Origin of the sequence: Pseudomonas sp., assembly GCF_041601375.1 — a bacterium.
GTDB lineage: Bacteria > Pseudomonadota > Gammaproteobacteria > Pseudomonadales > Pseudomonadaceae > Aquipseudomonas.
In genome coordinates, this window is record NZ_JBFIIG010000019.1 from 1 (window position 1) to 26212 (window position 26212).

Sequence of the window (26212 nt, forward strand, 5' to 3'; positions counted from 1 at the left end):
CACGAAGATCGCGGCCATAAGCATGTAGGCATACATAGGCGAGGTTTCCAGTCAGAGGTTTAAGGTTTGAAATGATTAGAAAAATATTGGGCGGCAGAATGCACCAATAGGCAGGCGACTGGAAGGCGTTGGGTGCCTTGGCGGCGTAAAACGGGACTAAATGCCGCAGTGCCTTGACGAACGACAAGAAAGGACTGTCGGCTGCCGCGAGCTTCGTCGCAGGCCGCGCATCCTGGCGCAGGGGCGCGGTACGAATCCGGCGGGCTGGCGCAAGGGGAAAGCCCGCGGTCTGGCGACGGCGGGCTGGGGATTTGCAGCCGGGTTATGGCTTACAGGCTGGCGATCCGCTCGCGCTGTTCGCCCAGCTTGCTCAGGGCCTGTTCGGCCTCCGCCAGCTTGGCGCGCTCCTTGTCGAGCACCTCGGCTGGGGCCTTGGCGACGAAGCCTTGATTGCTCAGCTTGCCGCCGACCCGCTTGACCTCACCCTCCAGGCGCTGGATTTCCTTGTCCAGGCGCGCCAGTTCGGCGTCCTTGTCGATCAAACCGGCCATCGGCACCAGCACTTGCATGTCGCCAACCAGGGCGGTGGCGGACATCGGCGCCTCTTCCCCGGCTTGCAGCACGCGCACCGACTCCAGCTTGGCCAGCTTGTTCAGCAGCGGCGCGTTGTCGGCCAGGCGGCGCAGATCTTCCGCGCTGGCGTTCTGCAGGATGATGTCGATGCGCTTGGCCATGGAGATCTTCATCTCGCCGCGGATCTGCCGCAGGCCAAGCATCAGCTGCTTGACCCACTCGATATCGCCTTCGGCGGCGGCATCAATGCGCGCCTCGTTGGCCACCGGCCAGGCCTGCAGCATGATGGTGTCGCCGCGCTCTCCACCTTGAGGGCAGCCTGCCTGGACCTTGATCCGCTGCCAGATTTCTTCGGTGATGAAGGGCATGAACGGGTGGGCCAGGCGCAGGGCCACTTCCAGCACGCGCACCAGGGTACGGCGGGTGCCGCGCTGGCGTTCGATCGGCGCCTGCTCGTCCCACAGCACCGGCTTGACCAGCTCCAGGTACCAGGCGCAGTACTCGTCCCAGATGAATTCGTAGAGCGCTTGCGCGGCCAGATCGAAGCGGAAGGCGTCGAGTTGACGGGTCACCTCGGCCTCGGTGCGTTGCAGGGAGGAGATGATCCAGCGGTCCACCGAAGACAGTTCCACCGGCTCGCCATTCACACCGGTGTCCTGGCCATCGGTGTTCTCGATAACGAAGTTGGCGGCGTTCCAGATCTTGTTGCAGAAGTTGCGGTAGCCCTCGACCCGGCCCATGTCGAACTTGATGTCGCGGCCGGTGGAGGCCAGCGCCAGGTTGGTGAAGCGCAGGGCGTCGGTGCCGTAGGCGGCGATGCCTTCGGGGAACTCGGCGCGGGTCTGCTTGGCGATCTTCTCGGCGAGCTTGGGTTGCATCAAGCCGCTGGTGCGTTTGGCCACCAGGGCTTCCAGGTCGATGCCGTCGACGATATCCAGCGGATCGAGCACGTTGCCCTTGGACTTGGACATCTTCTGGCCCTGGCCGTCGCGCACCAGGCCGTGGACGTAGACGGTCTTGAACGGCACTTGCGGCGTGCCGTCGTCGTTCTTCACCAGGTGCAGGGTCAGCATGATCATCCGCGCGACCCAGAAGAAGATGATGTCGAAACCGGTGACCAGCACATCGGTGGGGTGGAAGGTCTTGAGGAATTCGGTCTGCTGCGGCCAGCCGAGGGTGGAGAAGGTCCACAGGCCGGAGCTGAACCAGGTGTCGAGCACGTCTTCGTCCTGGCGCAACTTGATCTCGCCGAGGTTGTGCTTGGCGCGTACTTCGGCTTCGTCGCGGCCGACGTAGACGTTGCCGGCTTCGTCGTACCAGGCCGGGATGCGGTGGCCCCACCACAGCTGGCGGCTGATGCACCAGTCCTGGATATCGCGCATCCAGCTGAAGTACATGTTCTCGTACTGCTTGGGCACGAACTGGATCGCGCCGTCTTCCACCGCCTTGATCGCAGGCTCCGCCAGCGGCTTGGTGGAAACGTACCACTGGTCGGTCAGCCAGGGCTCGATGATGGTGCCGGAACGGTCGCCCTTCGGCACTTTCAGCGCGTGGGCATCGATGCCTTCCAGCAGGCCGGCGGCCTCGAAGGCGGCGACTATCTGCTTGCGCGCGACGAAGCGATCCAGGCCGGCGTATTCGTCCGGCAGGCTGCCATCGACTTGGCTGTTGACGCTGCCGTCGACGTTGAACACCTGGGCAGTGGCCAGCACCGCGGCGTCCTGGTCGAAGATGTTGATCAGCGGCAGGTTGTGGCGCTTGCCGACTTCGTAGTCGTTGAAGTCGTGGGCCGGGGTGATCTTCACGCAGCCGGTGCCGAACTCGGGGTCGCAATAGTCGTCGGCGATGATCGGGATGCGCCGGCCAACCAGCGGCAGCTCGACGAAGGTGCCGATCAGCGCCTGGTAGCGCTCGTCGTGCGGGTTAACCGCCACCGCGCTGTCGCCGAGCATGGTTTCCGGGCGGGTGGTGGCGACGATCAGGTAGTCCTTGCCGTCGACGGTCTGGTGGCCGTCGGCCAGCGGGTAGCGCAGGTTCCACAGGCTGCCTTTCTCGTCGTGGTTTTCCACTTCCAGATCGGAGATCGCGGTGTGGAACTTGGTGTCCCAATTGACCAGGCGCTTGCCGCGGTAGATCAGGCCATCTTCGTGCAGGCGCACGAAGGCTTCTTTCACGGCCTCCGACAGGCCGTCGTCCATGGTGAAGCGTTCACGCGACCAGTCCACCGAGCTGCCCAGGCGGCGGATCTGCCGGGTGATGGTGCCGCCGGACTGCTCCTTCCACTCCCAGACCTTCTCGAGGAATTTCTCGCGGCCCAGGTCGTGACGACCAATGCCCTCGGCTGCCAGTTGGCGCTCGACCACCATCTGCGTGGCGATGCCCGCGTGGTCGGTGCCGGGTTGCCACAGGGTTTTGCGGCCCTGCATGCGGCGGAAACGGATCAGCGCATCCATGATCGAGTTATTGAAACCATGGCCCATGTGCAGGCTGCCGGTGACGTTCGGCGGCGGGATCATGATGGTGTAGGGCTGGCCCGAGCCCTGCGGGGCGAAATAGTTGTTCGCCTCCCAGTTCTGGTACAGGGCGGTTTCAATGGCATGCGGCTGGTAGGTCTTGTCCATGCGCGGCGGGACCCTTATGACGGCTGATCGGAAAAGCCGGCAAGTATAACGCCTATGAGCGCAAGCCATAAGCGTCAGACTGCCAACCCTCAGGATGCGGTTGAGCGCAGCGATACCCATCGCCGCGACCGGCAGGCAAGCCGGGAAATGCCTGCACCCGCCAAACCGTCCGCGGATTGCGCCAGTCACGTCGTGGAGTGGGGGTTGCTCCGTGTGGATGCCGATGGGTATCGCCATGCTCAAGCCTGCGCGACCCGCCACATCCTACAAAAACCCAGCCCGTAGCCCAGCTGCAATCCGGGCTACGGGAATTGCTATTTGCGCGGCGGCAGCAGGCGGCTCAGGCGGGCTTGCAGGCGGCGCTTGAGTTCGGCCTCGATCTGCGGCACGAAGTCGTCGATCACATCCTGCAGTATCAGCTCGGCGGCGGCGCGCAGTTCGTTGTCCAGGCGTTGCAGTTCGCCGTCGCGGCTGAAGGCTTGCCGGATGCTGTCTTGCAGAGTCTTGGCCTGGGGCGGCGGGACGGGCTCGGTGACTGGTGGGTGAGGCGGTGCCGGCGGCGGGGTGACGATGTCCGAGAGTAGGGGGATGGTGTCCGGGTCGATCGAATCGGACAGCAGTGGCGGATCGAGGTTTTCCTCGCCCAGCAGCTGGCGGATCGACTCGAGGTCGGCCAGCAGGTGGGTGGGCTTTTGCGGTGGTTTTGGCGTGTCCATGGTGCAGAACTTAAAGTTCGACTCGTTTCGGATCATAGCCGCGCTGGCGGTAACTGCGGAAATTCTCCCGGCAGGCGGTCAATAGATCGGGTTCTTGGTTGACGATCTCGATCACCCGGCTGAAGTGTTCGACACAGGGCGAAAGGCTCGGGTTCAGGTTGATCAGCACGCCTTGCCGGGTGTTCGGCTGCTCATTCAGGCCAATCACCACCGGTGCTTGCGGGTCGTCCTGGTGCAGGTTGTGCGGCACGAATGCTTCGGCCTTGAAATGCCAGAGAAGTTCGTCGAGCTCCGTGCATTGCGCGCTGTCGCACCCGCGCAGAAACACCGGCAAGCCATGGCGCCAGGCTTTCATCGCCAGTTGGCAGGCGGCCCGCAGGCGGTCTGCCGGGGCGGCGGAGGACAATACGTAGAATTCTATTCGGGGCATGGTGATTTCGACGATGGGCTTGAGGTGTAGGAGCGAATTCATTCGCGAATGAATCCGCTCCTACACGGGTTACGCCTGGCTGCGATCCAGCAGGTACTGGGTCAGCAGCGGCACTGGCCGGCCGGTGGCGCCTTTTTCCTTGCCGCCGCTGATCCAAGCGGTGCCGGCGATGTCCAGGTGCGCCCAGTGGTATTTCTTGGCGAAGCGCGAGAGGAAGCAACCGGCGGTGATGCTGCCGGCCTTCGGCCCGCCGATATTGGCGATGTCGGCGAAGGGGCTGTCGAGCTGTTCCTGGTATTCGTCGAACAGCGGCAACTGCCAGGCACGGTCGTCGGCGACCTGGCCGGCCTTGAGGAGTTGCTGCACCAGCTCGTCGTCGTTGCCCATCAGGCCCGAGACATTGCTGCCCAGGGCGACGATGCAGGCGCCGGTGAGGGTGGCGATATCGATCACCGCCTGCGGCTTAAAGCGTTCGGCGTAGGTCAGGGCGTCGCACAGCACCAAGCGGCCTTCGGCGTCGGTATTGAGTATTTCCACGGTCTGCCCGCTCATGCTGGTGACTATGTCGCCGGGACGGGTGGCGCCGCCGCTGGGCATGTTCTCGGCGCAGGCCAGCAGGCACACCAGGTTGATCGGCAGTTGCAGTTCGAGCACGGCCTTGAGGGTGCCGAAGACACTGGCGGCGCCGCACATGTCGTACTTCATCTCGTCCATGCCGGCAGCTGGCTTGATGCTGATGCCGCCGGTATCGAAGGTGATGCCCTTGCCGACCAGGACGAAGGGTTTGTCGGTTTTCTTGCTGCCCTGGTAGTTGAGCACGATCAGCCGCGGTGGCTGGTCGCTGCCCTGGGCCACGGCGAGGAAGGCGCCGGCACCGAGTTCCTTGAGCTTTTTCTCGTCGAGAATCTCGACCTTGAGGTTCTTGTAGGTCTTGCCCAGGGTCTTGGCCTCTTCGGCCAGGTAGCTGGGGTGGCACAGGTTCGGCGGCAGGTTGCCGAGATCACGGGTGAATGCCATGCCGCCGGCAATCGCCTGGGCATGCTTGGCCGCGCGCTCGGCCTCGGCCAGGTCGGGCTTGTCGCTGAGTAGGGTCAGCTTCTTCAAGGCCTTGGCGTCGGCCTTCTCGCTCTTGAAACGATCGAACTGATAGCCGCCGTCGGCCAGGCTCTCGACGATCAGGCGGGCTTTGCCGTAGGCGTCGCGGCCCTTGACCTGGACGTCGCCCAGGGCCAGCACGGCATCGCTGCCGCCCAGGGTCTTCAATACGCCATACACGGCAGTGAGCATTTTGCGCAGCTGGCGGTCTGACAGTTCAGCTTCCTTGCCGCTGCCGACCAGCAGTACACGCTCGGCCTTGAGATTGGGCAGGTTGTGCGCGAGCAAGGTCTGGCCAAGTTTGCCGGCGAGGTCGCCGCGCTTGAGCAGGGCGCTGATCGCGCCGGCGCTGGCGTTATCAATCGCTTTCGCCGTTTCACCGAGCTTGTGGCCTTCGCCGACGGCAATGACCAGGGTGGCGGTTTTCAAGGTTTCCGGACGAGCGCTTTTGACAATAAATTCCATGGCGTGGTGTTCCCAAGACAATGAGGCGTTATTGCAGGATAATGCCGGTTATTTTTTCGATGGTTCGTCTGTGTGCGAACCGGCAAACAGTGCGGCTAGTGTGATCGTAGCCGCCTGAGCCTGACAACCCTGGAGTGTCTGGTTTGATCGTGTTCCGTTATTTGTCCCGTGAAGTGCTGGTTACCCTGAGTGCGATGAGTGCCGTGCTGCTGGTGATCATAATGAGTGGCCGTTTTATCAAGTACCTGGCGCAGGCGGCCCAGGGATTGCTGGACCCGGGCGTGCTGTTCCTGATCATGGCCTTTCGCCTGCCGGGGTTCCTGCAGCTGATTCTGCCGCTGGGGCTGTTCCTCGGCATCCTCATGGCCTACGGCCGGCTCTACCTGGACAGCGAGATGACGGTGCTCTCGGCCACGGGCATGAGTCAGCAGCGCTTGATGGTCTACAGCCTGGCGCCGGCCTTGCTGGTCGCCCTGTTGGTGGCCTGGTTGAGCATGGGCCTGGCGCCGCAGGGTGTGGCGCAGGTGGCGAAGATCTTCAACGAGCAGGACGCCCTGACCGAGTTCGATACCCTGGTGCCGGGGCGTTTCCAGGCCATGCGGGATGGTTCGCGGGTGACCTATACCAAGGAGCTGTCGGCGGACCGCGGTGAGTTGGCCGGTATCTTCATCTCCGAGAAGCGTTTATCCCGTACGGGCGACAAGGAGCGCGGGATCACCGTACTGGTGGCGCAAAGCGGGCGCCAGGAAATCCAGGCCGATGGCAGTCGCTATCTGATTTTGCAGAACGGTTACCGTTACGACGGCAACCCAGGCCAGGCCGATTACCGGGCGATTCAGTACGACACCTATGGCGTGCTGCTGCCCAAACCCTCGGTCAGTGGCGAGGTCAGTGAGCGTGAGGCCGTGCCGACCCGTGACTTGATCGGCAGTGACAATCCGCGTTTGCAGTCCGAACTGCAATGGCGCCTGTCGCTGCCGCTGCTGGTGTTCATCGTGACCCTGCTGGCAGTGCCGCTGTCGCGGGTCAATCCACGGCAAGGCCGCTTTCTCAAGCTGCTGCCGGCAATTCTCTTGTATATGACGTACCTGGCGCTGCTGATCGCGGCGCGTAGCGCCCTGGATAAAGGGCGAATCCCCCAGGCATTGGGGTTGTGGTGGGTACATGGAGTATTTCTGTTGATTGGTCTTGTGTTGCTCTATTGGGAGCCGTTACGCCTGAAGTGGGCGAGTCGCCGTGCCGGGGCGGAGGTGGCTCATGCTTAGACTGGATCGCTACATCGGCACCCAGGTGTTTTTCGCGATTCTCACCGTGCTGGGGGTCATCGTCGGCCTGGCACTGCTGTTCGCCTTTATCGACGAGATGGGCGATGTCGAGGGTAATTACGGTTTGCGGGAGGCGGCCTGGTACGTCTTGCTGACCCTGCCGCGGCGCGCCTACGAGATGCTGCCGATGGCGGCCTTGATCGGCTGCCTGATCGGCCTGGGCAGTCTGGCCAGCAGCAGCGAGCTGACCATCATGCGCGCCGCCGGGGTTTCGATCGGGCGCATCGTCTGGGCGGTGATGAAGCCGATGCTGGTATTGATGCTGGCCGGGATTCTGGTCGGCGAGTACCTGGCGCCCTGGAGCGAAAACCGGGCTCAGGCCGATCGTGCCATGGCGCAGGGCGGTGGCGAGGCGCAGAGCTCCAAGCGCGGCTTGTGGCATCGCCAGGGCGAAGAGTTCGTGCACATCAATGCGGTGCAACCCAATGGCGTCTTGTTTGGGGTAACCCGCTACCGCTTCGACGATCAGCGTCACATGCTGTCTTCCAGCTTTGCCCGGCGCGCGCAGTATCAGGGCGATCACTGGCAGCTGGAGAATGTGGCGACCACGCATTTTCGTGAGCGCAGTACCGAAGTGGTAAAGACACCGAATGAACGCTGGGATGTCGAGTTGACCCCGCAGTTGCTCGGCACCGTGGTGCTCGCGCCTGACGCGTTGTCGATTACCGGGTTATGGCGCTATATCCATTACCTGGCCGAGCAGGGGTTGAACAATGGTCAGTATTGGCTGGCGTTCTGGAACAAGGTATTGCAGCCGGCGGTGACTGCCGCGCTGGTGTTGCTGGCCATTTCCTTCATCTTCGGTCCCTTGCGCTCGGTGACCCTGGGGCAGCGCGTCTTCACCGGCGTGGTGGTGGGCTTCGTGTTTCGCATCGCCCAGGACCTGCTCGGGCCTTCCAGCCTGGTGTTCGGTTTCTCGCCGCTGTTCGCCGTGCTGATACCCGCGGCGGTTTGCGCCTTGGCCGGTGTCTGGCTGTTGCGCCGCGCGGGCTAGCAGGCCGTTGAATAACTACCTGCGTTGGCAATACTGCGTTAAAAACAGGCTCGGCAAGCCGCTTGCGGCTAACGCGCTTTAGCGCGGCCCGTAGGGCGAGCGAAGCGAGTAATGCTCATTTACAGCTCGTAAACTCCGCTTCCTCGCCTGTTTGCGGGGACGCCTAGTTCTTGTCTTGCCTGCCTCGCCTACGTTTTTCAGCGGCCTGCTAGTTGCTGCAGTCGATAACAAGCCGGTGCTGAGCCGGCTTTTTCGTTTCTACTGCTTGCCCTTGTGGATATTCTTCGGCAGTTGCACGGTGCGGCTGGCGGAGTAGATGTCGTGCCAGCTGCGCTTGTCCTTGTCCCAGAGTACCCACAGGAACCCCAGGCCCAGGCACAGCCAGGAGGCGATGGCGACCAGAAAGCGCAGCAATGCCTGCCATAGGCCGATGGCCGTGCCGTCGGCATTCTGGATGCGAATGCCCCAGACCTGCATGCCCAGGGTCTGGCCGCCGTGCGTCCAGAACTTGGCGAAGAAACCGAACAGGCTGAGTACCAGCAGGGTGGACAGTAGCGGGTCGCCATCCAGTGCGCCGGCATCGGAGAGCTGTTTGAGCTGCGCTTCGCCGTAAAAACCCATCAGGATCAGCTTGTAGGCAAAGGTCACGACGATCAACAGGGCCAGACACAGCAGAAAGTCATAGAAGATGGCGGCCAGGCGACGGGGCAGACCGGCGGCAGGGAAGTCACCTTGCGGGCGCAGCAGGTGTTTGGTCATGGTGGGCTCGATGATATGCAATAAGGCGCTAAGCCTTGAGGGTTCGATTCGCGGTATTGGCAAGCATAAAAAAACCCCCGACGTTGCCATCAGGGGTTCTTCAGAGCGGCAGAATTACTCCTGGACTTGAACCTGGTCGGCCTGCATGCCTTTTTGACCTTGTACGGCAACGAAGCTGACTTTCTGGCCTTCCTTCAGGCTCTTGAAGCCGTTGCCCTCGATCGCGCGAAAATGCACGAAAAGATCCGGGCCGCTCTCTGGCGTGATGAAACCAAAACCTTTCTCGTCGTTAAACCACTTGACGGTACCGTGCTGACGATTCGACATGTCTTATTTCCTTGAAACTTTAGTTAATGACAGCCTCCAGCAATGGAGGACTGAGACTGGTTGCAAGGAGTAATGCGACGTCGAACGGGATGTAGCGGATCGGGACGATCTACTGCACCAGGCCACGATTTACGGCGACCCATGCAAACACAGTTGTCAAAACTCTACGCTAACTCAAAGGCAAATGCCAACCCCCGCCGGGCCTGTGTTTCAGGCGTAATGCAGTCGGTTTTCGTGTGGCTGGAATAAGCGTTCGAGCTGTGCTTGCCGGTGCGCGAGTGCGTACTGCAGGCCGTTGTTGTCTGTTGCTTGAGGCGCCGAAGCAACGAGCGAGATTATGGTGCCCCGGGGGAGACTCGAACTCCCACTTCTTTCGAAAACGGATTTTGAATCCGCCGCGTCTACCGGTTCCGCCACCGGGGCACAATGGCGGCGAAGTATAGGGATGCCTTGGGGTTCGGTCAATCCACTTGCGTGGCCAGAGTGCACTATTTCCGGTAAGCTTTGCCGCCCTGTTAGACGACCCCTGCCGAACATGCGCGTTGCCGACTTTGATTTCGAGCTGCCTGACGCTCTTATTGCCCGCCATCCGCTCGCCGAGCGCCGCGCCAGCCGCTTGCTGGTGCTGGACGGGCCCAGTGGTGCGCTGGCGCACCGTCAGTTCAGTGATTTGCTGGAGTATGTGCGCCCCGGCGACTTGATGGTGTTCAACAACACCCGGGTGATCCCTGCGCGGCTATTTGGTCAGAAAGCGTCCGGCGGCAAGCTCGAGGTGTTGGTCGAGCGGGTGCTGGACAGTCATCGGGTCCTGGCCCATGTGCGCTCGAGCAAGTCGCCCAAGCCGGGTTCGACGATTCTGATTGATGGCGGTGGCGAGGCGCAGATGCTGGTGCGGCATGACGCGCTGTTCGAGTTGCGCTTTGCCGAAGAGGTGTTGCCGCTGCTCGAGCGGGTCGGGCATATGCCGCTGCCTCCTTATATAGACCGCCCGGACGATGCCGCCGATCGCGAGCGTTATCAGACCGTGTATGCCGCGCGCGCCGGTGCGGTGGCGGCGCCGACCGCAGGCTTGCATTTCGATCAGGCGATGCTGGCGAGCCTTGCCGAGCTGGGGGTCGAGAGCGCCTTCGTGACCCTGCATGTCGGGGCCGGGACTTTTCAGCCGGTGCGGGTCGAGCGCATCGAGGATCACCACATGCACAGCGAGTGGCTGGAGGTCGGTCAGGAAGTGGTCGAAGCCGTGGCGGCCTGCCGTACCCGTGGCGGAAGGGTGATCGCGGTGGGCACCACCAGCGTGCGCTCGCTGGAAAGCGCGGCGCGCGATGGCGTGCTCAAGCCCTTCAGCGGCGACACCGACATTTTTATCTACCCGGGGCGGCCGCTGCATGTGGTCGATGCCCTGGTGACCAATTTCCATTTGCCGGAATCGACCTTGTTGATGCTGGTCTCGGCGTTCGCCGGCTACCCGGAAACCATGGCGGCCTATAAGAGTGCGGTCGCCGAGGGGTATCGCTTCTTCAGTTATGGCGACGCCATGTTCATCACCCGCAACCCCGCGCCACGCGGGCCAGAGGATCACCTATGACGCGCACCTGCCGGATGTCTTTCGAATTGCTGGCGACCGATGGCAAGGCGCGACGCGGGCGTATGACCTTCCCCCGTGGTGTGGTCGAGACTCCGGCCTTCATGCCGGTGGGCACCTATGGCACGGTCAAGGGCATGTTGCCGCGCGACATCGAGGCGACCGGCGCGCAGATGATCCTCGGCAATACCTTTCACCTGTGGCTACGGCCCGGCACCGAGGTGATCAAGGGTCACGGCGACCTGCACGACTTCATGCAGTGGCAGGGGCCGATCCTCACCGACTCCGGCGGCTTTCAGGTGTTCAGTCTGGGGGCGATGCGCAAGATCAAGGAGGAGGGGGTGTATTTCGCTTCGCCGGTCGATGGCGCCAAGGTGTTCATGGGGCCGGAGGAGTCGATGCAGGTGCAGCGCGACCTGGGCTCGGACATCGTGATGATCTTCGACGAATGCACGCCTTATCCGGCCGAATTCGATGTGGCCAAGCGCTCCATGGAGCTGTCGCTGCGTTGGGCCGGGCGCTCGAAGGAGGCGCATGGCGACAATGCCGCGGCGCTGTTCGGCATCGTTCAGGGGGGCATGCATGAAGAGTTGCGCATGCGTTCGCTGGAGGGCTTGAGCGCGCTGGATTTCGACGGCCTGGCGATTGGCGGGCTGTCGGTCGGCGAGCCGAAAGAAGAAATGATCCGGGTGCTGAATTACCTGCCTGCCCAGCTGCCGGCGGACAAGCCGCGCTATCTGATGGGGGTGGGCAAGCCTGAGGATCTGGTCGAGGGCGTGCGTCGCGGGGTGGACATGTTCGATTGCGTGATGCCGACGCGTAACGCGCGCAATGGTCATCTGTTCGTCGAGACCGGGGTGTTGAAGATTCGCAATGCGGTGCACCGGCATGACGATTCGCCGCTCGATGCAACCTGTGACTGCTACACCTGCCAGCATTTCTCCCGCGCCTACCTGCACCATTTGGATAAATGTGGCGAAATGTTGGGCAGCATGCTGAATACAATCCACAACTTACGGCATTATCAGCGGCTGATGGCTGGTTTGCGCGAGGCTATCCAACAGGGTACATTGGCGGCCTTTGTCGATGCCTTCTATACCCGTCGTGGCCTGCCGGTCCCGCCGCTGGACTGATAATCAACGTTATTAAATGGTTTCCAACAGGAGTGTTACATGAGCTTTTTGATCCCTGCGGCTTTTGCCGATGCCGCCGCCCCGGCTGGTCCGGCTGGTTCTGGTTTTGAGTGGGTGTTTCTGGTCGGCTTTCTGGTCATCTTCTACCTGATGATCTGGCGCCCCCAGGCCAAGCGTGCCAAAGAGCACAAGAACCTGCTCGGGACCTTGCAGAAGGGTGACGAAGTCGTGACCAGCGGCGGTATCGCCGGCAAAGTGGCCAAGGTCAGCGATGACTTCGTGGTACTGGAAGTGTCCGACACCGTCGAACTGAAGATTCAGAAAGTGGCCATCGCCGCGACCCTGCCCAAGGGCACGCTGAAAGCGATCTAAGTAGCAGACTTTTTACCATTCGACGGGGCGCTTAATGCGCCCCGCTTCATAACGGGCGGCGTCATGCTCAACAAATTTCCCCTCTGGAAGTACCTGCTGATCCTGGCTGTGCTGGCGATCGGCTTTCTTTATTCCGCGCCCAACCTGTATCCAGATGATCCGGCAATCCAGATCAGTGGCAGCAATATTGCCATGCAGGTCGAGCAGGCCGATCTCGAGCGTGCCGGTCGCGCGCTGAGCGAAGCCGGTATCGAGGTCAAGGCGCTGGAGCTTGCCGCGCAGGGCCGGGCCGGGCTGATCCGTTTGACTGCTCAGGCCGATCAGCTGCCAGCCAAGGATGTCGTGCGTAGGGCGCTGAGCGAAGACTTCGTGGTGGCCTTGAACCTTGCGCAGACTACCCCCGATTGGTTGCGCAACCTGGGTGCGGGGCCGATGAAGCTGGGTCTGGACTTGTCCGGTGGGGTGCACTTCCTGCTGGAAGTGGATATGGACAAGGCGCTGGATGCGCGGCGCAAGGTCTACGAGGGCGAAGTCAAGAGCGTGCTGCGCAAGGAGCGCATACGCTACCGCAGCCTGCCGGAGCTCAACGGCGCGATTCAGCTGGGTTTTGTCGACGAGGCGACCCTGGAGAAGGCCGAGAGCCTGATTCGCAAGGAGTTCTCCGACTTCGAGCTGAATGCGGTCGAGCGTAACGATTTGCAGGTGCTGCGCTTGACCCTGACCCAGGCCAAGCTCGCGGAAATCCGCGAATACTCGCTCAAGCAGAACCTGACCACGGTGCGTAACCGGGTCAACGAGTTGGGCGTGGCCGAGCCGCTGGTTCAGCGTCAGGGCGCCAACCGTATCGTGGTCGAGCTGCCGGGCGTGCAGGACACCGCCGAGGCCAAGCGTATTCTGGGCAAGACGGCCAACCTCGAGTTTCGTCTGGCTGCTGCTCCCGATGCCTCGCGGGCCTCGACCGAGGCCTTCGAGTTCCGCGAAGAGGGGCGTCCGCCCGCGCAGCTGGAGCGTGAGCTGATCATCACCGGCGATCAGGTGACCGATGCGCAGGCCAGCTTCGACGAAAATGGCCGTCCGCAGGTCAATATCCGTCTGGATGGCCACGGCGGCGAGCTGATGAACCGGGCGACGCGCAGCAACGTCGGGCGCAGCATGGCGGTGATCTTCATCGAGCAGAAGCCGACCGTGCGTTACCTGCGCCAGGTTGTCGATGGCGTCGAGCAGGAAGTCGCCGTCCAGAGCTTCGTCGAAGAGAAGAAGATCATCAGTCTGGCGACCATTCAGTCGCCGCTGGGCAGCCAGTTCCGTATTACCGGTCTCGATGGTCCGGGCGAGTCGACCGAGCTGGCATTGTTGCTGCGTGCCGGCGGCCTGGCGGCGCCCATGTACTTCGCCGAAGAGCGCACTATCGGCCCGAGTCTGGGGGCCGACAACATCGCCAAGGGTGTCGATGCGTCGCTCTGGGGCATGCTGTTCGTGTCGTTGTTCATTATTGTGATCTACCGCTTCTTTGGGGTGCTGGCGACCATTGCCCTGGCCTTAAACATGGTGCTGCTGTTGGCGCTGATGTCGCTGCTCAGCGCCACCCTGACGTTGCCGGGTATCGCCGGTATCGTGCTGACCATGGGTATGGCGGTGGATGCCAACGTGCTGATCTTCTCGCGGATTCGCGAGGAAATCGCCAATGGCATGTCGGTGCAGCGGGCCATTCATGAGGGCTTCGATCGCGCTTATTCGGCGATTATCGACGGCAACCTGACCACGCTATTGGTTGGCGGGATTCTCTTCGCCATGGGTACCGGTCCGGTCAAAGGCTTTGCGGTGACGCTGTCGCTGGGCATTCTCACCTCGATGTTCACTGCCATTCTGGTGACGCGAGCCATGGTTAACCTAAGCTTCGGCGGGCGTGACCTGAAGAAGTTGTGGATTTAAGGGGCTGACATGAATCGTGTAATCAACTTCATGGGCGTGCGCAAGATTGCGCTCGTCCTCACCCTGATCGTGACCTTTATCGCGCTGGGCAGTCTGGTCGTTAAAGGCCTCAACTTCGGTCTGGATTTTACCGGCGGTACTCAAATTGAATTGGCCTATGAGCAACCGGCAGACCTTGGCAGCATTCGCCAGGATCTGGCGGGCGCCGGCTATGGCAATGCCGTGGTACAGAGCTTTGGCGCGACCACCGAGGTGGTGGTGCGCATGCAGGGCGATGATGCGAATTTGGGCGACAAGATTGCCGCTGTGCTGCAGCAGGGGGGCGACAAGCTCCAGGTAAAGAAGGTCGAGTTCGTCGGCCCGCAGGTGGGTGAGGAGCTGCGCGACCAGGGCGGTCTGGGCATGCTCCTGGCGCTGGGCGGGGTCATGCTGTACCTGGCCTTTCGCTTTCAGTGGAAGTTCTCCGTGGGCGCCTTCATCTCGTTGGTGCATGACGTCATCGTCACCCTGGGTATTCTGTCGTTCTTCCAGATCACCTTCGATCTCACCGTGCTGGCGGCGTTGCTGGCGATCATCGGTTATTCGTTGAACGACACCATCGTGGTCTTCGATCGGGTGCGCGAAAACTTCCGGGTGCTGCGCAAGGCCGATTTGATCGAGAACATCAATACCTCCACCACGCAAACCCTGTTGCGCACCCTGGCTACGTCGATCTCGACCTTGCTGGCGGTGGGGGCCTTGCTGGTATTTGGCGGCGACAACCTGTTCGGCTTTGCGTTCGCGTTGTTCGTGGGGGTGCTGGTGGGGACCTATTCGTCGATATATATCTCCAATGCGACACTGATTTGGCTGAGCCTGACTGTCGAGGACCTGATTCCGCCGGTGGCGACCGAAGAGGTCGACGAGCGGCCCTGAGTTTGGCTGAGCGGGCGCTGTGCGCGGGTATTGAACTTGCTGCCCATCGCCCCGGTCCAATCTTCGGAGATCGGGCGCCATGCGCCAAATAAGCGGAAATCAGGAGTTCTTATGAACAAATCAATGCTCGTTGGTGCTGTGCTGGGTGCGGTCGGTGTGACGGCAGGCGGTGCGGTCGCCACTTACAACTTGGTAAGTGGTCCCGAGTACGCGGAAGTTCTGGCGGTGAAGCCGGTCAAGGAAGCGATCAAGACGCCGCGTCAGGTCTGTGAGGACGTCACCGTGACCCGGCAGAAGCCGGTAAAGGATCAGCATCAGATTGCCGGTACGGCGATCGGTGCGGTGGTCGGCGGTTTGCTGGGTAATCAGGTGGGTGGCGGTACCGGCAAGAAAATCGCCACCGTGGCCGGCGCCGTGGGTGGCGGTTATGCCGGCAACAAGGTGCAGGAAAACATGCAGGCCGGTGCCACCTATACCACCATCGAAAACCGCTGCACTACGGTGACCGATACCAGCGAGAAAGTGGTCGGTTATGACGTCAAGTACCAGCTGGATGGCAAGGAAGGGCGGGTGCGCATGGACAGCGATCCGGGCAGCCGGATTGCGGTCAAGGACGGGCAGTTGGTGCTGGCCGAAACGGCCGAGTAACTCTGCAAATGGAAAAGCGCCCCGCGGGGCGCTTTTTTCTGGGCAATGAAAAACCGGCCGTTGGCCGGTTTTTTATTGAACGCGTATCAGCGTTTCATCGAGGCGGAGAGATGCGGCTGGATGGCCGTCAGGACAGCCTTGAAGCACTTGGTGTTGCCGGCGACGATCTGACCTTTCTCGAGGAATTCGTGGCCGCCGGTGAAGTCGCTGACCAGGCCGCCTGCTTCCTGAATCAGCAGGGCACCGGCTGCCATGTCCCATTCGGACAGGCCGAACTCCCAGAAGGCATCGAAGCGGCCTGCGGCCACGTAGGCCAGGTCCAGGCTGGCGGCGCCGGCGCGACGAACGCCGGCCGTCTGGCCAACCAGGTTGCGGAACATGCCCAGGTAGTTTTCCAGGTTGTCGAGCTGGCTATCGCGGAACGGGAAGCCGGTGCCGAGCAGGGCGCCTTCCAGGCTCTTGCGTGAGCTGACGCGCAGGCGGCGACCGTTGAGGGCGGCGCCACGGCCGCGGCTGGCGGTGAATTCTTCCTGGCGCACCGGGTCGATGACCACTGCATGCTCCAGCCGGCCGCGGTATTTGCAAGCCAGGCTGACGGCGAAGTGCGGCACGCCGCGGATGAAGTTGGTGGTGCCGTCCAGCGGATCGATGATCCACAGGTAGTCGGCGCCGTCGCCGCTGCCTTGGATCAGGCCGCCTTCTTCGCCGAGGAAGCTGTGGGTCGGATAAGCCTTGCGCAGCGCCTGGATGATCAGCTGCTCGGCGGAGCGATCGATCTCGGTCACGTAATCCTTGGCATCTTTCTCGTCGACCGAGATGACGTCCAAGCGTTCGATCGAGCGGAAAATCATTTCACCGGCGCTGCGGGCTGCGCGCAGGGCGATATTCAGCATGGGCTGCATGGGCGATTCACCTGGGTCGTTAAAGAAAGCCGGCCATATTAGCAGAAAAGACTGGTGGATGAAGTGCCGTCTGTGTCTTGCATGGCATTACCTTGGGTGGTTCTGTAAGCTTTGCTGTCCTTGGTTGTTCATGTGAGCGCTTGCGTTGCTGCAAAATATTCGAGTGGTTCTGGTCAATACGAGTCATCCCGGCAATATCGGCGGCGCGGCGCGTGCCATGAAGAACATGGGGCTGTCGCGCCTGGTGCTGGTCGATCCCATGGATTTCCCCAGTGGCGACGCGGTGGCCAGGGCCTCGGGGGCGACCGATGTGCTTGAGGCGGCGCAGGTGGTTGGCACGCTTGAGGAGGCGCTGGTCGGTTGCAGTCTGGTGCTGGGTACCAGTGCGCGTGATCGGCGCATTCCCTGGCCGTTGCTCGATCCGCGCGAGTGCGGGCTGGCCGCATGCGAGCAGGCCCTGCAGGGCGCCGAAGTGGCCCTGGTGTTCGGTCGTGAGTACGCCGGCCTGACCAACGAGGAGCTGCAGCGTTGCCATTTTCATGTGCACATTCCATCCGATCCGGATTTCAGCTCGCTGAACCTGGCGGCGGCGGTGCAAGTGCTGGCGTATGAGGTGCGCATGGCCTGGCTGGCGGCGCAGAACAAGCCGACCAAGACGCTCAAGCTGGAGACCACGGCGATTCAGAGTTCCCAGCCGGTGACCACGGATGAGCTGGAGTCCTTCTATACGCATCTGCAGCTCGCCCTGGTCGAGATCGGTTTTCTCGATCCGGCCAAGCCACGGCACTTGATGAGTCGCTTGCGGCGCCTGTACGGTCGTAGTGGTATCAGTAAGCTGGAAATGAATATCTTACGTGGCATTCTGACGGAAACCGTCAAGGCGGCGCGTGGTGAGCACCATAAGCAGGGGAAAACTGATGTTTGAGCGCATGCGGGAAGATATCCAGGGTGTATTCCATCGCGATCCGGCGGCGCGCAATGCGCTCGAGGTGGTGACCTGCTACCCGGGCCTGCATGCGGTCTGGCTGCATCGTCTGGCCCATGCGCTGTGGACCTCCGGTTGGAAATGGTTGGCGCGGGTGGTTTCCAATCTGGGGCGCTGGCTGACCGGGATCGAGATCCACCCGGGGGCGAAGATCGGTCGGCGCTTCTTCATCGACCATGGCATGGGTATCGTCATCGGCGAGACGGCCGAAATCGGCAACGATGTCACCCTGTATCAGGGCGTGACCCTGGGCGGTACCAGCTGGAACAAGGGCAAGCGTCACCCGACTCTGGAGGATGGCGTGGTGGTCGGCGCGGGGGCCAAGGTGCTCGGGCCGTTCACGGTGGGCGCGGGAGCCAAGATCGGTTCCAATGCGGTGGTGACCAAGGAGGTGCCGGCAGGGGCGACTGCGGTCGGCATTCCCGGGCGAATCATCGTCAAGGAGGATGACGAGCGGGCGGCCAAGCGCCAGGCTATGGCGGAAAAACTGGGTTTCGATGCCTATGGTGTCGGTCAGGACATGCCGGATCCGGTGGCGCGCGCCATTGGCCAATTGCTCGATCACTTGCAGGCGGTAGATGGGCGCCTGGAAGGCATGTGCAAGGCGCTCAACGAACTGGGTAGCGACTACCGTGCCAAGGAGTTGCCGGCGCTGCGTGACGAGGACTTCGTTGGCGTGTGCAAGGATCAGGATGGCAAGCCCGCGGCCTGATGCGTCCTGCTGCGTGCTTTGCTATGCTGGGCACCCTTCGATTGCGGCTAATCCCGAGTAAAACCCTTGGTCTTATAGTTGACTTAAATACTCGGGAATTGCATACTCGCCGCAAATCGTGACTCCGTGGTAACCCTTCATGCGACTGACCACCAAAGGCCGTTACGCCGTGACCGCCATGCTCGACCTGGCGCTACATGCGCAGCAAGGGCCGGTGTCTCTGGCCGATATTTCCGAGCGTCAGGGTATCTCCCTCTCCTACCTCGAGCAGCTGTTCGCCAAGCTGCGCCGCGGCAATCTGGTTTCCAGTGTGCGCGGGCCTGGTGGCGGTTATCAGTTGTCGCGTGAGATGCAGAGCATCCAGGTCGCCGAAGTGATCGATGCGGTCAACGAGTCGGTCGATGCCACGCGCTGCCAGGGTCAGGGTGATTGCCATAGCGGCGATACTTGCTTGACCCATCATTTGTGGTGCGACCTGAGTCAACAGATTCATGAGTTCCTCAGTGGTATCAGTTTGGCTGATCTGGTGACGCGTCGCGAAGTGCAGGAAATCGCGCAGTGCCAGGACCAGCGCCGCAGCAATGGCAGGATGCCGCACCCGGATAAGATTGAAGCATCCACCGTCGATTGAGCGTAGGGTGCCGGCCCGCGTGGCCAGAAACCTGATTAGGAGAAGATCCATGAAATTGCCGATTTACCTCGATTATTCCGCCACCACTCCGGTCGATCCGCGCGTGGCACAAAAGATGAGTGAGTGCTTGCTGGTCGATGGCAACTTCGGCAATCCGGCATCGCGTTCGCATGTGTTTGGCTGGAAGGCCGAGGAGGCGGTCGAGAACGGTCGCCGTCAGGTCGCCGAGCTGGTCAATGCCGACCCGCGTGAGATCGTCTGGACCTCCGGCGCCACCGAGTCGAACAACCTGGCGATCAAAGGCATTGCGCACTTCTACAGTGGCAAGGGCAAGCACATCGTCACCTCGAAGATCGAGCACAAGGCGGTGCTGGACACCACCCGCCAGCTGGAGCGCGAAGGCTTCGAAGTGACCTATATCGAGCCGGGCGAAGACGGGCTGATCACCCCGGCCATGGTCGAGGCGGCGCTGCGCGAGGACACCACTCTGGTGTCGATCATGCATGTGAACAACGAAATCGGCACCATCAATGACATCGCCGGCATCGGTGAACTGACCCGCTCGCACGGGGTGTTCTTCCACGTCGATGCGGCGCAGTCCACCGGCAAGGTGGCAATCGATCTGGACAAGCTCAAGGTCGACCTGATGTCCTTCTCGGCCCACAAGACCTACGGCCCCAAGGGTGTCGGTGCGCTCTACGTTCGGCGCAAGCCGCGGGTGCGTCTGGAAGCCCAGACCCATGGCGGTGGTCATGAGCGCGGTATGCGCTCCGGTACCCTGGCGACTCACCAGATCGTCGGCATGGGCGAAGCCTTCCGTATTGCCAAGGAAGAAATGGTCCAGGAAAACCAGCGCATCCAGGCGTTGCGTGATCGTTTCTTCGAGCAGGTCGATGGCCTGGAAGAGTTGTACGTGAACGGCAGCATGACCTCGCGGGTGCCGCACAACCTCAATCTCAGCTTCAACTATGTCGAAGGCGAGTCGCTGATCATGGCGCTCAAGGACCTGGCGGTATCTTCGGGTTCGGCCTGTACCTCGGCTTCGCTGGAGCCGTCGTACGTATTGCGCGCCCTGGGTCGTAACGACGAGCTGGCGCACAGTTCGATCCGTTTCACCTTTGGTCGTTTTACCACCGAAGAAGAAGTCGACTACGCCGCGCAGAAGGTTCGCGAGGCGGTCACCAAGCTGCGCGAACTGTCTCCGCTGTGGGATATGTTCAAAGAGGGTGTGGATCTGTCCAAAGTCGAGTGGGCCGCACACTAAAGCTGCCGCCGAGCAGCCCCAGATGAGAGAGGAATACCAGCATGGCTTACAGTGAAAAGGTCATTGATCACTACGAGAATCCGCGTAACGTCGGCAAGATGAATGCCGAGGACCCGGATGTCGGTACCGGCATGGTCGGCGCACCGGCCTGTGGTGATGTGATGCGTTTGCAGATCAAGGTCAACGACCTGGGTGTCATCGAAGATGCCAAGTTCAAAACCTATGGCTGCGGTTCCGCGATTGCTTCCAGCTCCCTCGCCACCGAGTGGATGAAAGGCAAGACCCTGGACGAGGCGGAAACCATCAAGAACACCCAGCTCGCCGAAGAATTGGCGTTGCCGCCGGTGAAGATCCACTGCTCGGTACTCGCCGAGGACGCCATCAAGGCGGCCGTGCGTGATTACCGGCAGAAGAAAGGTTTGCTCTAAGGAGGTTGTCGATGGCTATCAGCATGACCGAAGCTGCCGCTCAGCATGTGCGGCGTTCGCTTGAAGGGCGTGGCAAGGGCGACGGCATCCGCCTGGCCGTGCGCACTACCGGCTGTTCGGGTCTGGCTTATGTGCTGGAGTTCGTCGACGAGGCCGCCAGCGAAGACCAGGTGTTCGAGACTCACGGGGTCAAGGTGATCATCGATCCCAAGAGCCTGGTGTACCTCGACGGCACCGAACTGGACTTCGTCAAGGAAGGGTTGAACGAAGGCTTCAAGTTCAACAACCCCAACGTGCGCGGCGAGTGTGGCTGCGGCGAAAGCTTCAACATCTGAGTGTCAGGGTCTGCCCTCGCTTCGCTCGCGGCCGCGCCGGAGCCGGTTTTTGCGCGGGGCAAGGCAGGAGGAGAGAGATTTGGTTATTCCAAATGAGCGACGAGTAACGCAGCAGCGCGCAAAAACCGGCCCGGCCCTTCGGGTTGCGCGGCAAATGGCGCCATGCCGCGTTGCGGGACTTGGTAAGGGAGCGCCATTCCCTGCGTCCCGCGCCTTGCTTGGCGCCATTTGGCGCAGCAACGCGGCTCGCGAACGAAGCGAGGGCAGACCCTAGTGGGTAGTCCTTGTCATTTCGCCCTGTTCGATCTTAAGCCGAGCTTCCGTCTGGATCTTGCCCAGTTGGCCGTGCGTTATCGCGAGCTGGCGCGCAATGTCCATCCGGATCGCTTCGCCGATGCCTCCGATCGTGAGCAGCGCCAAGCGCTGGAGCAGTCGGCCAGCCTCAATGAGGCCTATAGCACGCTGAAAAGTGCACCCAAGCGCGCGCGTTACCTGCTGGCGTTAAGCGGGCCGGAATTGCCCCTGGAGGTCACGGTGCAAGATCCAGACTTCCTGCTGCAGCAGATGCAGTGGCGTGAAGAACTGGAAGACCTGCAGGACAGCGCCGACTTGTCGGGTGTGGCGACCTTCAAGCGCCGCCTGAAGATTGCTCAGGATGAGTTGAACGAGCGCTTTGCCGTTTGTTGGGACGATGTGCAGCGTCGCGCCGAAGCCGAGCGCCTGATGCGCCGCATGCAGTTTCTCGACAAGCTTTCCCACGAGGTGCGCCAGTTGGAAGAGCGCCTCGACGATTAACCCTCGCGCAGCCAACGTGGCACGCCTGATATACAGATAAGCATTTATTAATCATGGCCTTACTGCAGATCGCTGAGCCCGGACAGAGCCCCCAGCCCCACCAGCGTCGGTTGGCGGTGGGCATTGATCTGGGTACCACCAATTCGCTGGTCGCTGCCTTGCGCAGTGGCCTATCCGAGCCTCTCGCCGATGCCGCGGGGCAGGTCATACTGCCCTCGGCGGTGCGCTATCACGCCGATCGTGTCGAAGTCGGCGAGGTCGCCAGGCTGGCCGCTTCCGCCGACCCGCTGAATACCGTGCTGTCGGTCAAGCGCCTGATGGGTCGCGGCCTGGCCGACGTCAAGCAGTTGGGCGAGCAGTTGCCCTATCGCTTTGTCGAGGGCGAGTCGCACATGCCCTTCATCGAGACCGTGCAGGGGCCGAAAAGCCCGGTCGAAGTGTCTGCCGAGATCCTCAGGGTGCTGCGTCAGCGTGCCGAAGCCACGTTGGGTGGCGAGTTGGTCGGTGCGGTCATCACGGTGCCGGCCTACTTCGATGACTCCCAGCGCCAGGCCACCAAGGATGCTGCGCGTCTGGCCGGTCTGAATGTGCTGCGCCTGCTCAATGAGCCGACCGCAGCCGCCGTGGCTTATGGTCTGGACCAGCATGCCGAAGGCGTGGTGGCGATTTATGACCTGGGCGGCGGCACTTTCGACATCTCCATTCTGCGTCTGACCGGCGGCGTGTTCGAAGTCTTGGCCACCGGTGGCGACAGCGCCCTGGGCGGCGATGACTTCGATCACGCGATTGCCGGTTGGGTGATCGAGCAGGCCGGTTTGTCTGCCGACCTCGATCCGGGCGAGCAGCGCAGCCTGCTGCAGGCCGCCTGCGTAGCCAAGGAAGCCCTGACCAGCAGTGCTTCGGTCCAGCTCAGTCATGGGGCCTGGCAGGGGCAGTTGAGCCGCGAACAGTTCGAGGCGTTGATCGAGCCGATGCTGGCGCGCAGCCTCAAGGCCTGTCGACGTGCCGTGCGCGATACCGGCATCGAGCTGGAAGAGGTCGAGGCCGTGGTCATGGTCGGTGGCTCGACGCGCGTGCCGCGGGTGCGCCAGGCGGTCGCCGAGATGTTCGCCCGCGAGCCCTTGACCGATATCGACCCGGATCAGGTGGTGGCCATCGGGGCCGCGATCCAGGCCGATGCCCTGGCGGGTAACAAGCGGGCCGATGGTGAGGAGCTGTTGCTGCTGGATGTGATTCCGCTGTCGCTCGGCCTGGAAACCATGGGCGGGCTGATGGAGAAGGTCATCCCGCGCAATACCACCATTCCGGTGGCGCGTGCCCAGGACTTCACCACCTATAAAGATGGCCAGACGGCCATGATGATTCATGTGCTGCAGGGCGAGCGCGAGCTGATCAGCGATTGCCGCTCCCTGGCGCGCTTCGAGTTGCGCGGCATTCCGCCGATGGTCGCCGGCGCGGCGAAGATCCGCGTGACCTTTCAGGTCGATGCCGATGGCCTGCTCAGCGTAGCGGCCCGCGAGCTGGCCTCGGGCGTGGAGGCGAGCATCCAGGTCAAGCCGTCTTACGGGCTGACCGATGGCGAAATCGCGCGCATGCTGCAGGACTCTTTCCAGAATGCCAGTGACGACAAGGTCGCCCGTGTGTTGCGCGAGCAGCAGGTGGATGCCCAGCGTCTGCTGGAGGCGGTAGAGGCCGCCTTGCAGGCCGATGGCGAGCGTTTGCTGGAGGCCGATGAACGTCTGGCTATCGAGGCGCAGATCCAGCGGCTGCGTGAGCTGATGGCGGGCAACGATGGCCTGGCCATCGAGCAGCAAACCAAGCGTTTGACCCAGGTGACCGATGCCTTTGCCGCTCGTCGCCTGGATGCCACGGTCAAGGCCGCATTGGCTGGCCGTAGTCTTAATGATATTGAGGAATAAGCATGCCGCAGGTGATTTTTCTGCCCAACGCCGAGCACTGTCCTGAAGGGGCGGTTATCGAGGCGCAGCCGGGCGAAACCGTGCTCAACGTCGCGTTGCGCAACGGTATCGACATCGAACATGCCTGTGAGAAATCCTGTGCCTGCACGACCTGTCACGTGGTGATTCGCGAGGGTTTTGCTTCTCTGCAGGCATCCGACGAGCTGGAAGACGATATGCTGGACAAGGCCTGGGGGCTGGAGCCTAATTCGCGGCTGTCTTGCCAGGCCGTGGTGGATGAGCAGGATCTGGTGGTGGAAATCCCCAGGTACACCATCAATCAGGTGTCCGAAGGGCACTGAGATTCTATCGAAGGAGCAGGTCATGAGCCTCAGATGGTCCGATGTGCTGGAAATCGCGATCCAGTTGGCGGAAAGCAAGCCTGACGTCGATCCGCGTTTCGTCAATTTCGTCGATCTGCATCGCTGGGTGCTGGCTTTGCCGGATTTCTCCGACGATCCGCAGCGCGGTGGCGAGAAAGTGCTTGAAGCCATTCAGGCCGCCTGGATCGAAGAGGCGGAGTGAAGAGCGGTAAGCCGCAAGCTGCAAGCGAAACGGTTTTTGCTTTGGCTCTTGCTTGACGCATATGGCGTGCCGCTTGCCGCTGCCCTTATGCTTTCCCCCTTAACCCGCGTATAATCCGCGGGTTTAATTTTTCGTATTACCCACCGTTTCTGGAGTTACACATGGCTGTTCAACGTACTTTCTCCATCATCAAGCCCGACGCTGTTGCCAAGAACGTAATCGGCGAGATCGTCAGCCGTTTCGAAAAAGCCGGTCTGCGCATCGTCGCCTCGAAGATGGTGCAGCTGTCCGAGCGCGAGGCTGGCGGTTTCTATGCCGAGCATAGCGAGCGCGGCTTCTTCAAGGATCTGGTGGCTTTCATGGTCTCGGGTCCGGTCATCGTTCAGGTGCTGGAAGGTGAAGATGCCATCGCCAAGAACCGTGAACTGATGGGCGCCACCAACCCGAAGGAAGCGGCTGCTGGCACCATCCGCGCCGATTTCGCGGTATCCATCGACGAGAACGCGGTACACGGTTCCGATTCCGAGGCGTCCGCCGCCCGCGAAATCGCCTACTTCTTCTCTGCTACCGAGGTGTGCGCGCGCATTCGCTAAGGCGACGCGTGCGAGGGTGAAGCCATGACTGAAGCTGCCGGCAAAATCAATCTACTGGGTCTGACCCAGGCAGAAATGGAACAGTTCTTCGAGGACATCGGGGAAAAGCGTTTCCGTGCCGGTCAGTTGATGAAATGGATTCACCACTTTGGCGTCGATGATTTCGATGTCATGAGCAACGTCAGCAAGGCCTTGCGCGAGAAGCTCAAGGCCTGTGCTGAAATTCGTGGCCCGGAAGTGGTCAGCGAAGATATTTCCACCGATGGCACGCGCAAGTGGGTAGTGCGGGTGGCGTCGGGTAGTTGTGTGGAAACCGTGTATATCCCCCAGGGCACGCGCGGCACGCTTTGCGTTTCGTCGCAGGCCGGCTGTGCGTTGGATTGCAGTTTCTGCTCGACCGGCAAGCAAGGTTTCAACAGCGACCTGAGCGCCGCCGAAGTGATCGGCCAGGTGTGGATCGCCAACAAATCGTTCGGCAGTATCCCCGCGAAGGTCGACCGCGCCATCACCAACGTGGTGATGATGGGCATGGGCGAGCCACTGCTGAACTTCGACAACGTGGTCGCCGCCATGAAAATCATGATGGACGACCTCGGCTATGGCATCTCCAAGCGCAAGGTGACCCTGTCCACCTCGGGCGTGGTGCCGATGATCGACAAGCTCGGCGAAGTCATCGACGTGTCCCTGGCGCTGTCGCTGCACGCGCCGAACGACGAGTTGCGCAACCAGTTGGTGCCGATCAACAAGAAGTACCCGCTGGAGATGTTGCTAGCGGCCTGTCAGCGTTATGTCTCGCGCCTCGGCGAGAAGCGTGTGCTGACCATCGAGTACACCCTGCTCAAGGATGTCAACGATAAGCCCGAGCATGCTGAGCAGATGATCGCACTTCTCAAAGATGTGCCTTGCAAGATCAATTTAATTCCGTTTAATCCCTTCCCTCACTCCGGTTACGAGCGGCCGAGCAACAATGCCATTCGCCGTTTCCAGGATCTGCTGCATAAAGCCGGGCACAATGTCACCGTGCGCACCACGCGCGGCGAAGACATCGATGCTGCCTGCGGCCAGTTGGTTGGCCAGGTGATGGATCGTACCCGTCGCAGCGAACGCTATATTGCAGTGCGTGAAATTGCCGCGCGTGAATTGGGTAGCGAGGCCGAGACGCCGAGTTCCACCGCCAATCGAACTTGAAGAGAGGAT

At 61.6% G+C, this 26212-nt stretch carries 28 protein-coding genes and 1 tRNA gene; 20 read left to right on the plus strand and 9 right to left on the minus strand.

Going from position 1 to position 26212, the window contains the following annotated elements; genetic code table 11:
• From ABZE94_RS04720 to ABZE94_RS04740, 5 genes are all read right to left on the minus strand, one after another.
• Window positions 1–187, minus strand: a 187-nt coding sequence (locus ABZE94_RS04720; protein WP_372874375.1) for a hypothetical protein, incomplete at its 3' end; no start/stop codon positions are given.
• A gap of 142 nt (window positions 188–329) precedes the next feature.
• Window positions 330–3194, minus strand: coding sequence for a valine--tRNA ligase (locus ABZE94_RS04725; protein ID WP_372874376.1), 2865 nt, complete (start codon window positions 3192–3194; stop codon window positions 330–332).
• A gap of 314 nt (window positions 3195–3508) precedes the next feature.
• On the minus strand, window positions 3509–3910 hold the full coding sequence (locus ABZE94_RS04730) for a DNA polymerase III subunit chi (RefSeq protein WP_372874377.1): 402 nt from the start codon (window positions 3908–3910) through the stop codon (window positions 3509–3511).
• 10 nt (window positions 3911–3920) lie between these two features.
• Window positions 3921–4340 (minus strand): DNA polymerase III subunit chi, encoded by a 420-nt coding sequence (locus ABZE94_RS04735; protein ID WP_372874378.1) that lies wholly within the window; start codon window positions 4338–4340, stop codon window positions 3921–3923.
• 69 nt (window positions 4341–4409) lie between these two features.
• A complete protein-coding gene (locus tag ABZE94_RS04740; RefSeq protein WP_372874379.1) occupies window positions 4410–5900 on the minus strand; it encodes a leucyl aminopeptidase in 1491 nt (496 codons plus the stop codon).
• A 143-nt stretch (window positions 5901–6043) separates the two neighbouring features.
• Here ABZE94_RS04740 and lptF point away from each other — a divergent pair, with 143 nt between their 5' ends.
• Together lptF and lptG are read left to right on the plus strand one after the other, a co-directional pair.
• The gene (lptF, locus tag ABZE94_RS04745; protein WP_372874380.1) at window positions 6044–7165 is read left to right on the plus strand and encodes an LPS export ABC transporter permease LptF; all 1122 of its coding nucleotides are present in this window, start codon (window positions 6044–6046) and stop codon (window positions 7163–7165) included.
• Window positions 7158–8219: an LPS export ABC transporter permease LptG gene (lptG, locus tag ABZE94_RS04750; RefSeq protein WP_372874381.1), complete on the plus strand. Its 1062-nt coding sequence runs from the start codon at window positions 7158–7160 to the stop codon at window positions 8217–8219. Before lptF ends, lptG begins: the two co-directional genes overlap by 8 nt.
• Window positions 8220–8477: 258 nt before the next feature.
• On the opposite strand, the gene ABZE94_RS04755 is transcribed toward lptG, so the two are convergent.
• From ABZE94_RS04755 to ABZE94_RS04765, 3 genes are all read right to left on the minus strand, one after another.
• A complete protein-coding gene (locus tag ABZE94_RS04755; RefSeq protein WP_372874382.1) occupies window positions 8478–8978 on the minus strand; it encodes an RDD family protein in 501 nt (166 codons plus the stop codon).
• 114 nt (window positions 8979–9092) lie between these two features.
• Complete coding sequence (locus tag ABZE94_RS04760) at window positions 9093–9305, minus strand: cold-shock protein (protein WP_172144317.1); 213 nt, start codon at window positions 9303–9305, stop codon at window positions 9093–9095.
• A 338-nt stretch (window positions 9306–9643) separates the two neighbouring features.
• Window positions 9644–9728 (minus strand) — tRNA-Leu (locus ABZE94_RS04765).
• Between the two features lie 112 nt (window positions 9729–9840).
• Between ABZE94_RS04765 and queA the strand changes: the two genes are divergently transcribed.
• The 6 genes from queA (at window position 9841) to ABZE94_RS04795 (ending at window position 15887) form a co-directional block, all read left to right on the plus strand.
• Window positions 9841–10890, plus strand: a complete 1050-nt coding sequence (gene queA, locus ABZE94_RS04770; RefSeq protein WP_372874383.1) for a tRNA preQ1(34) S-adenosylmethionine ribosyltransferase-isomerase QueA — start codon at window positions 9841–9843, stop codon at window positions 10888–10890.
• Between the two features lie 14 nt (window positions 10891–10904).
• The gene (gene tgt, locus ABZE94_RS04775) at window positions 10905–12020 is read left to right on the plus strand and encodes a tRNA guanosine(34) transglycosylase Tgt (protein WP_372874411.1); all 1116 of its coding nucleotides are present in this window, start codon (window positions 10905–10907) and stop codon (window positions 12018–12020) included.
• Window positions 12021–12059: 39 nt separating this feature from the next.
• A complete protein-coding gene (gene yajC, locus ABZE94_RS04780; RefSeq protein WP_318950264.1) occupies window positions 12060–12392 on the plus strand; it encodes a preprotein translocase subunit YajC in 333 nt (110 codons plus the stop codon).
• Window positions 12393–12455: 63 nt separating this feature from the next.
• Window positions 12456–14324 (plus strand): protein translocase subunit SecD, encoded by a 1869-nt coding sequence (secD, locus tag ABZE94_RS04785; RefSeq protein WP_372874384.1) that lies wholly within the window; start codon window positions 12456–12458, stop codon window positions 14322–14324.
• A 9-nt stretch (window positions 14325–14333) separates the two neighbouring features.
• The gene (gene secF / locus ABZE94_RS04790; RefSeq protein WP_372874385.1) at window positions 14334–15239 is read left to right on the plus strand and encodes a protein translocase subunit SecF; all 906 of its coding nucleotides are present in this window, start codon (window positions 14334–14336) and stop codon (window positions 15237–15239) included.
• A gap of 111 nt (window positions 15240–15350) precedes the next feature.
• Entirely contained in the window at window positions 15351–15887 is a 537-nt protein-coding gene (locus ABZE94_RS04795; protein ID WP_372874386.1) for a glycine zipper 2TM domain-containing protein, read from the plus strand.
• Window positions 15888–15973: 86 nt separating this feature from the next.
• Here the strand turns inward: ABZE94_RS04795 and suhB are convergent, their stop codons facing one another.
• Entirely contained in the window at window positions 15974–16789 is an 816-nt protein-coding gene (gene suhB / locus ABZE94_RS04800; protein WP_372874387.1) for an inositol-phosphate phosphatase, read from the minus strand.
• Between the two features lie 145 nt (window positions 16790–16934).
• On the opposite strand from suhB, the gene trmJ reads away from it, so the two are divergent.
• The 12 genes from trmJ (at window position 16935) to rlmN (ending at window position 26203) form a co-directional block, all read left to right on the plus strand.
• Complete coding sequence (gene trmJ, locus ABZE94_RS04805) at window positions 16935–17714, plus strand: tRNA (cytosine(32)/uridine(32)-2'-O)-methyltransferase TrmJ (protein ID WP_372874388.1); 780 nt, start codon at window positions 16935–16937, stop codon at window positions 17712–17714.
• Window positions 17707–18486: a serine O-acetyltransferase gene (gene cysE, locus ABZE94_RS04810; RefSeq protein WP_372874389.1), complete on the plus strand. Its 780-nt coding sequence runs from the start codon at window positions 17707–17709 to the stop codon at window positions 18484–18486. The genes trmJ and cysE overlap by 8 nt, the downstream gene beginning before the upstream one ends.
• 139 nt (window positions 18487–18625) lie before the next feature.
• Window positions 18626–19117 (plus strand): Fe-S cluster assembly transcriptional regulator IscR, encoded by a 492-nt coding sequence (gene iscR, locus ABZE94_RS04815; RefSeq protein ID WP_372874390.1) that lies wholly within the window; start codon window positions 18626–18628, stop codon window positions 19115–19117.
• A gap of 49 nt (window positions 19118–19166) precedes the next feature.
• Complete coding sequence (locus ABZE94_RS04820; RefSeq protein ID WP_372874391.1) at window positions 19167–20381, plus strand: IscS subfamily cysteine desulfurase; 1215 nt, start codon at window positions 19167–19169, stop codon at window positions 20379–20381.
• 41 nt (window positions 20382–20422) lie between these two features.
• The gene (gene iscU, locus ABZE94_RS04825; RefSeq protein WP_372874392.1) at window positions 20423–20809 is read left to right on the plus strand and encodes a Fe-S cluster assembly scaffold IscU; all 387 of its coding nucleotides are present in this window, start codon (window positions 20423–20425) and stop codon (window positions 20807–20809) included.
• A gap of 11 nt (window positions 20810–20820) precedes the next feature.
• On the plus strand, window positions 20821–21144 hold the full coding sequence (gene iscA, locus ABZE94_RS04830) for an iron-sulfur cluster assembly protein IscA (RefSeq protein ID WP_079203000.1): 324 nt from the start codon (window positions 20821–20823) through the stop codon (window positions 21142–21144).
• Window positions 21145–21417: 273 nt separating this feature from the next.
• Window positions 21418–21939: a co-chaperone HscB gene (gene hscB / locus ABZE94_RS04835; protein ID WP_372874393.1), complete on the plus strand. Its 522-nt coding sequence runs from the start codon at window positions 21418–21420 to the stop codon at window positions 21937–21939.
• Between the two features lie 53 nt (window positions 21940–21992).
• Window positions 21993–23858: a Fe-S protein assembly chaperone HscA gene (gene hscA, locus ABZE94_RS04840; protein ID WP_372874394.1), complete on the plus strand. Its 1866-nt coding sequence runs from the start codon at window positions 21993–21995 to the stop codon at window positions 23856–23858.
• Window positions 23859–23860: 2 nt separating this feature from the next.
• The gene (gene fdx / locus ABZE94_RS04845; RefSeq protein ID WP_372874395.1) at window positions 23861–24199 is read left to right on the plus strand and encodes an ISC system 2Fe-2S type ferredoxin; all 339 of its coding nucleotides are present in this window, start codon (window positions 23861–23863) and stop codon (window positions 24197–24199) included.
• 22 nt (window positions 24200–24221) lie between these two features.
• Window positions 24222–24422, plus strand: a complete 201-nt coding sequence (gene iscX / locus ABZE94_RS04850; protein ID WP_372874396.1) for a Fe-S cluster assembly protein IscX — start codon at window positions 24222–24224, stop codon at window positions 24420–24422.
• A 161-nt stretch (window positions 24423–24583) separates the two neighbouring features.
• The gene (ndk, locus tag ABZE94_RS04855) at window positions 24584–25015 is read left to right on the plus strand and encodes a nucleoside-diphosphate kinase (protein WP_090504340.1); all 432 of its coding nucleotides are present in this window, start codon (window positions 24584–24586) and stop codon (window positions 25013–25015) included.
• 24 nt (window positions 25016–25039) lie between these two features.
• On the plus strand, window positions 25040–26203 hold the full coding sequence (gene rlmN, locus ABZE94_RS04860; RefSeq protein ID WP_372874397.1) for a 23S rRNA (adenine(2503)-C(2))-methyltransferase RlmN: 1164 nt from the start codon (window positions 25040–25042) through the stop codon (window positions 26201–26203).
• The last annotated feature ends 9 nt before the right edge of the window (window positions 26204–26212 follow it).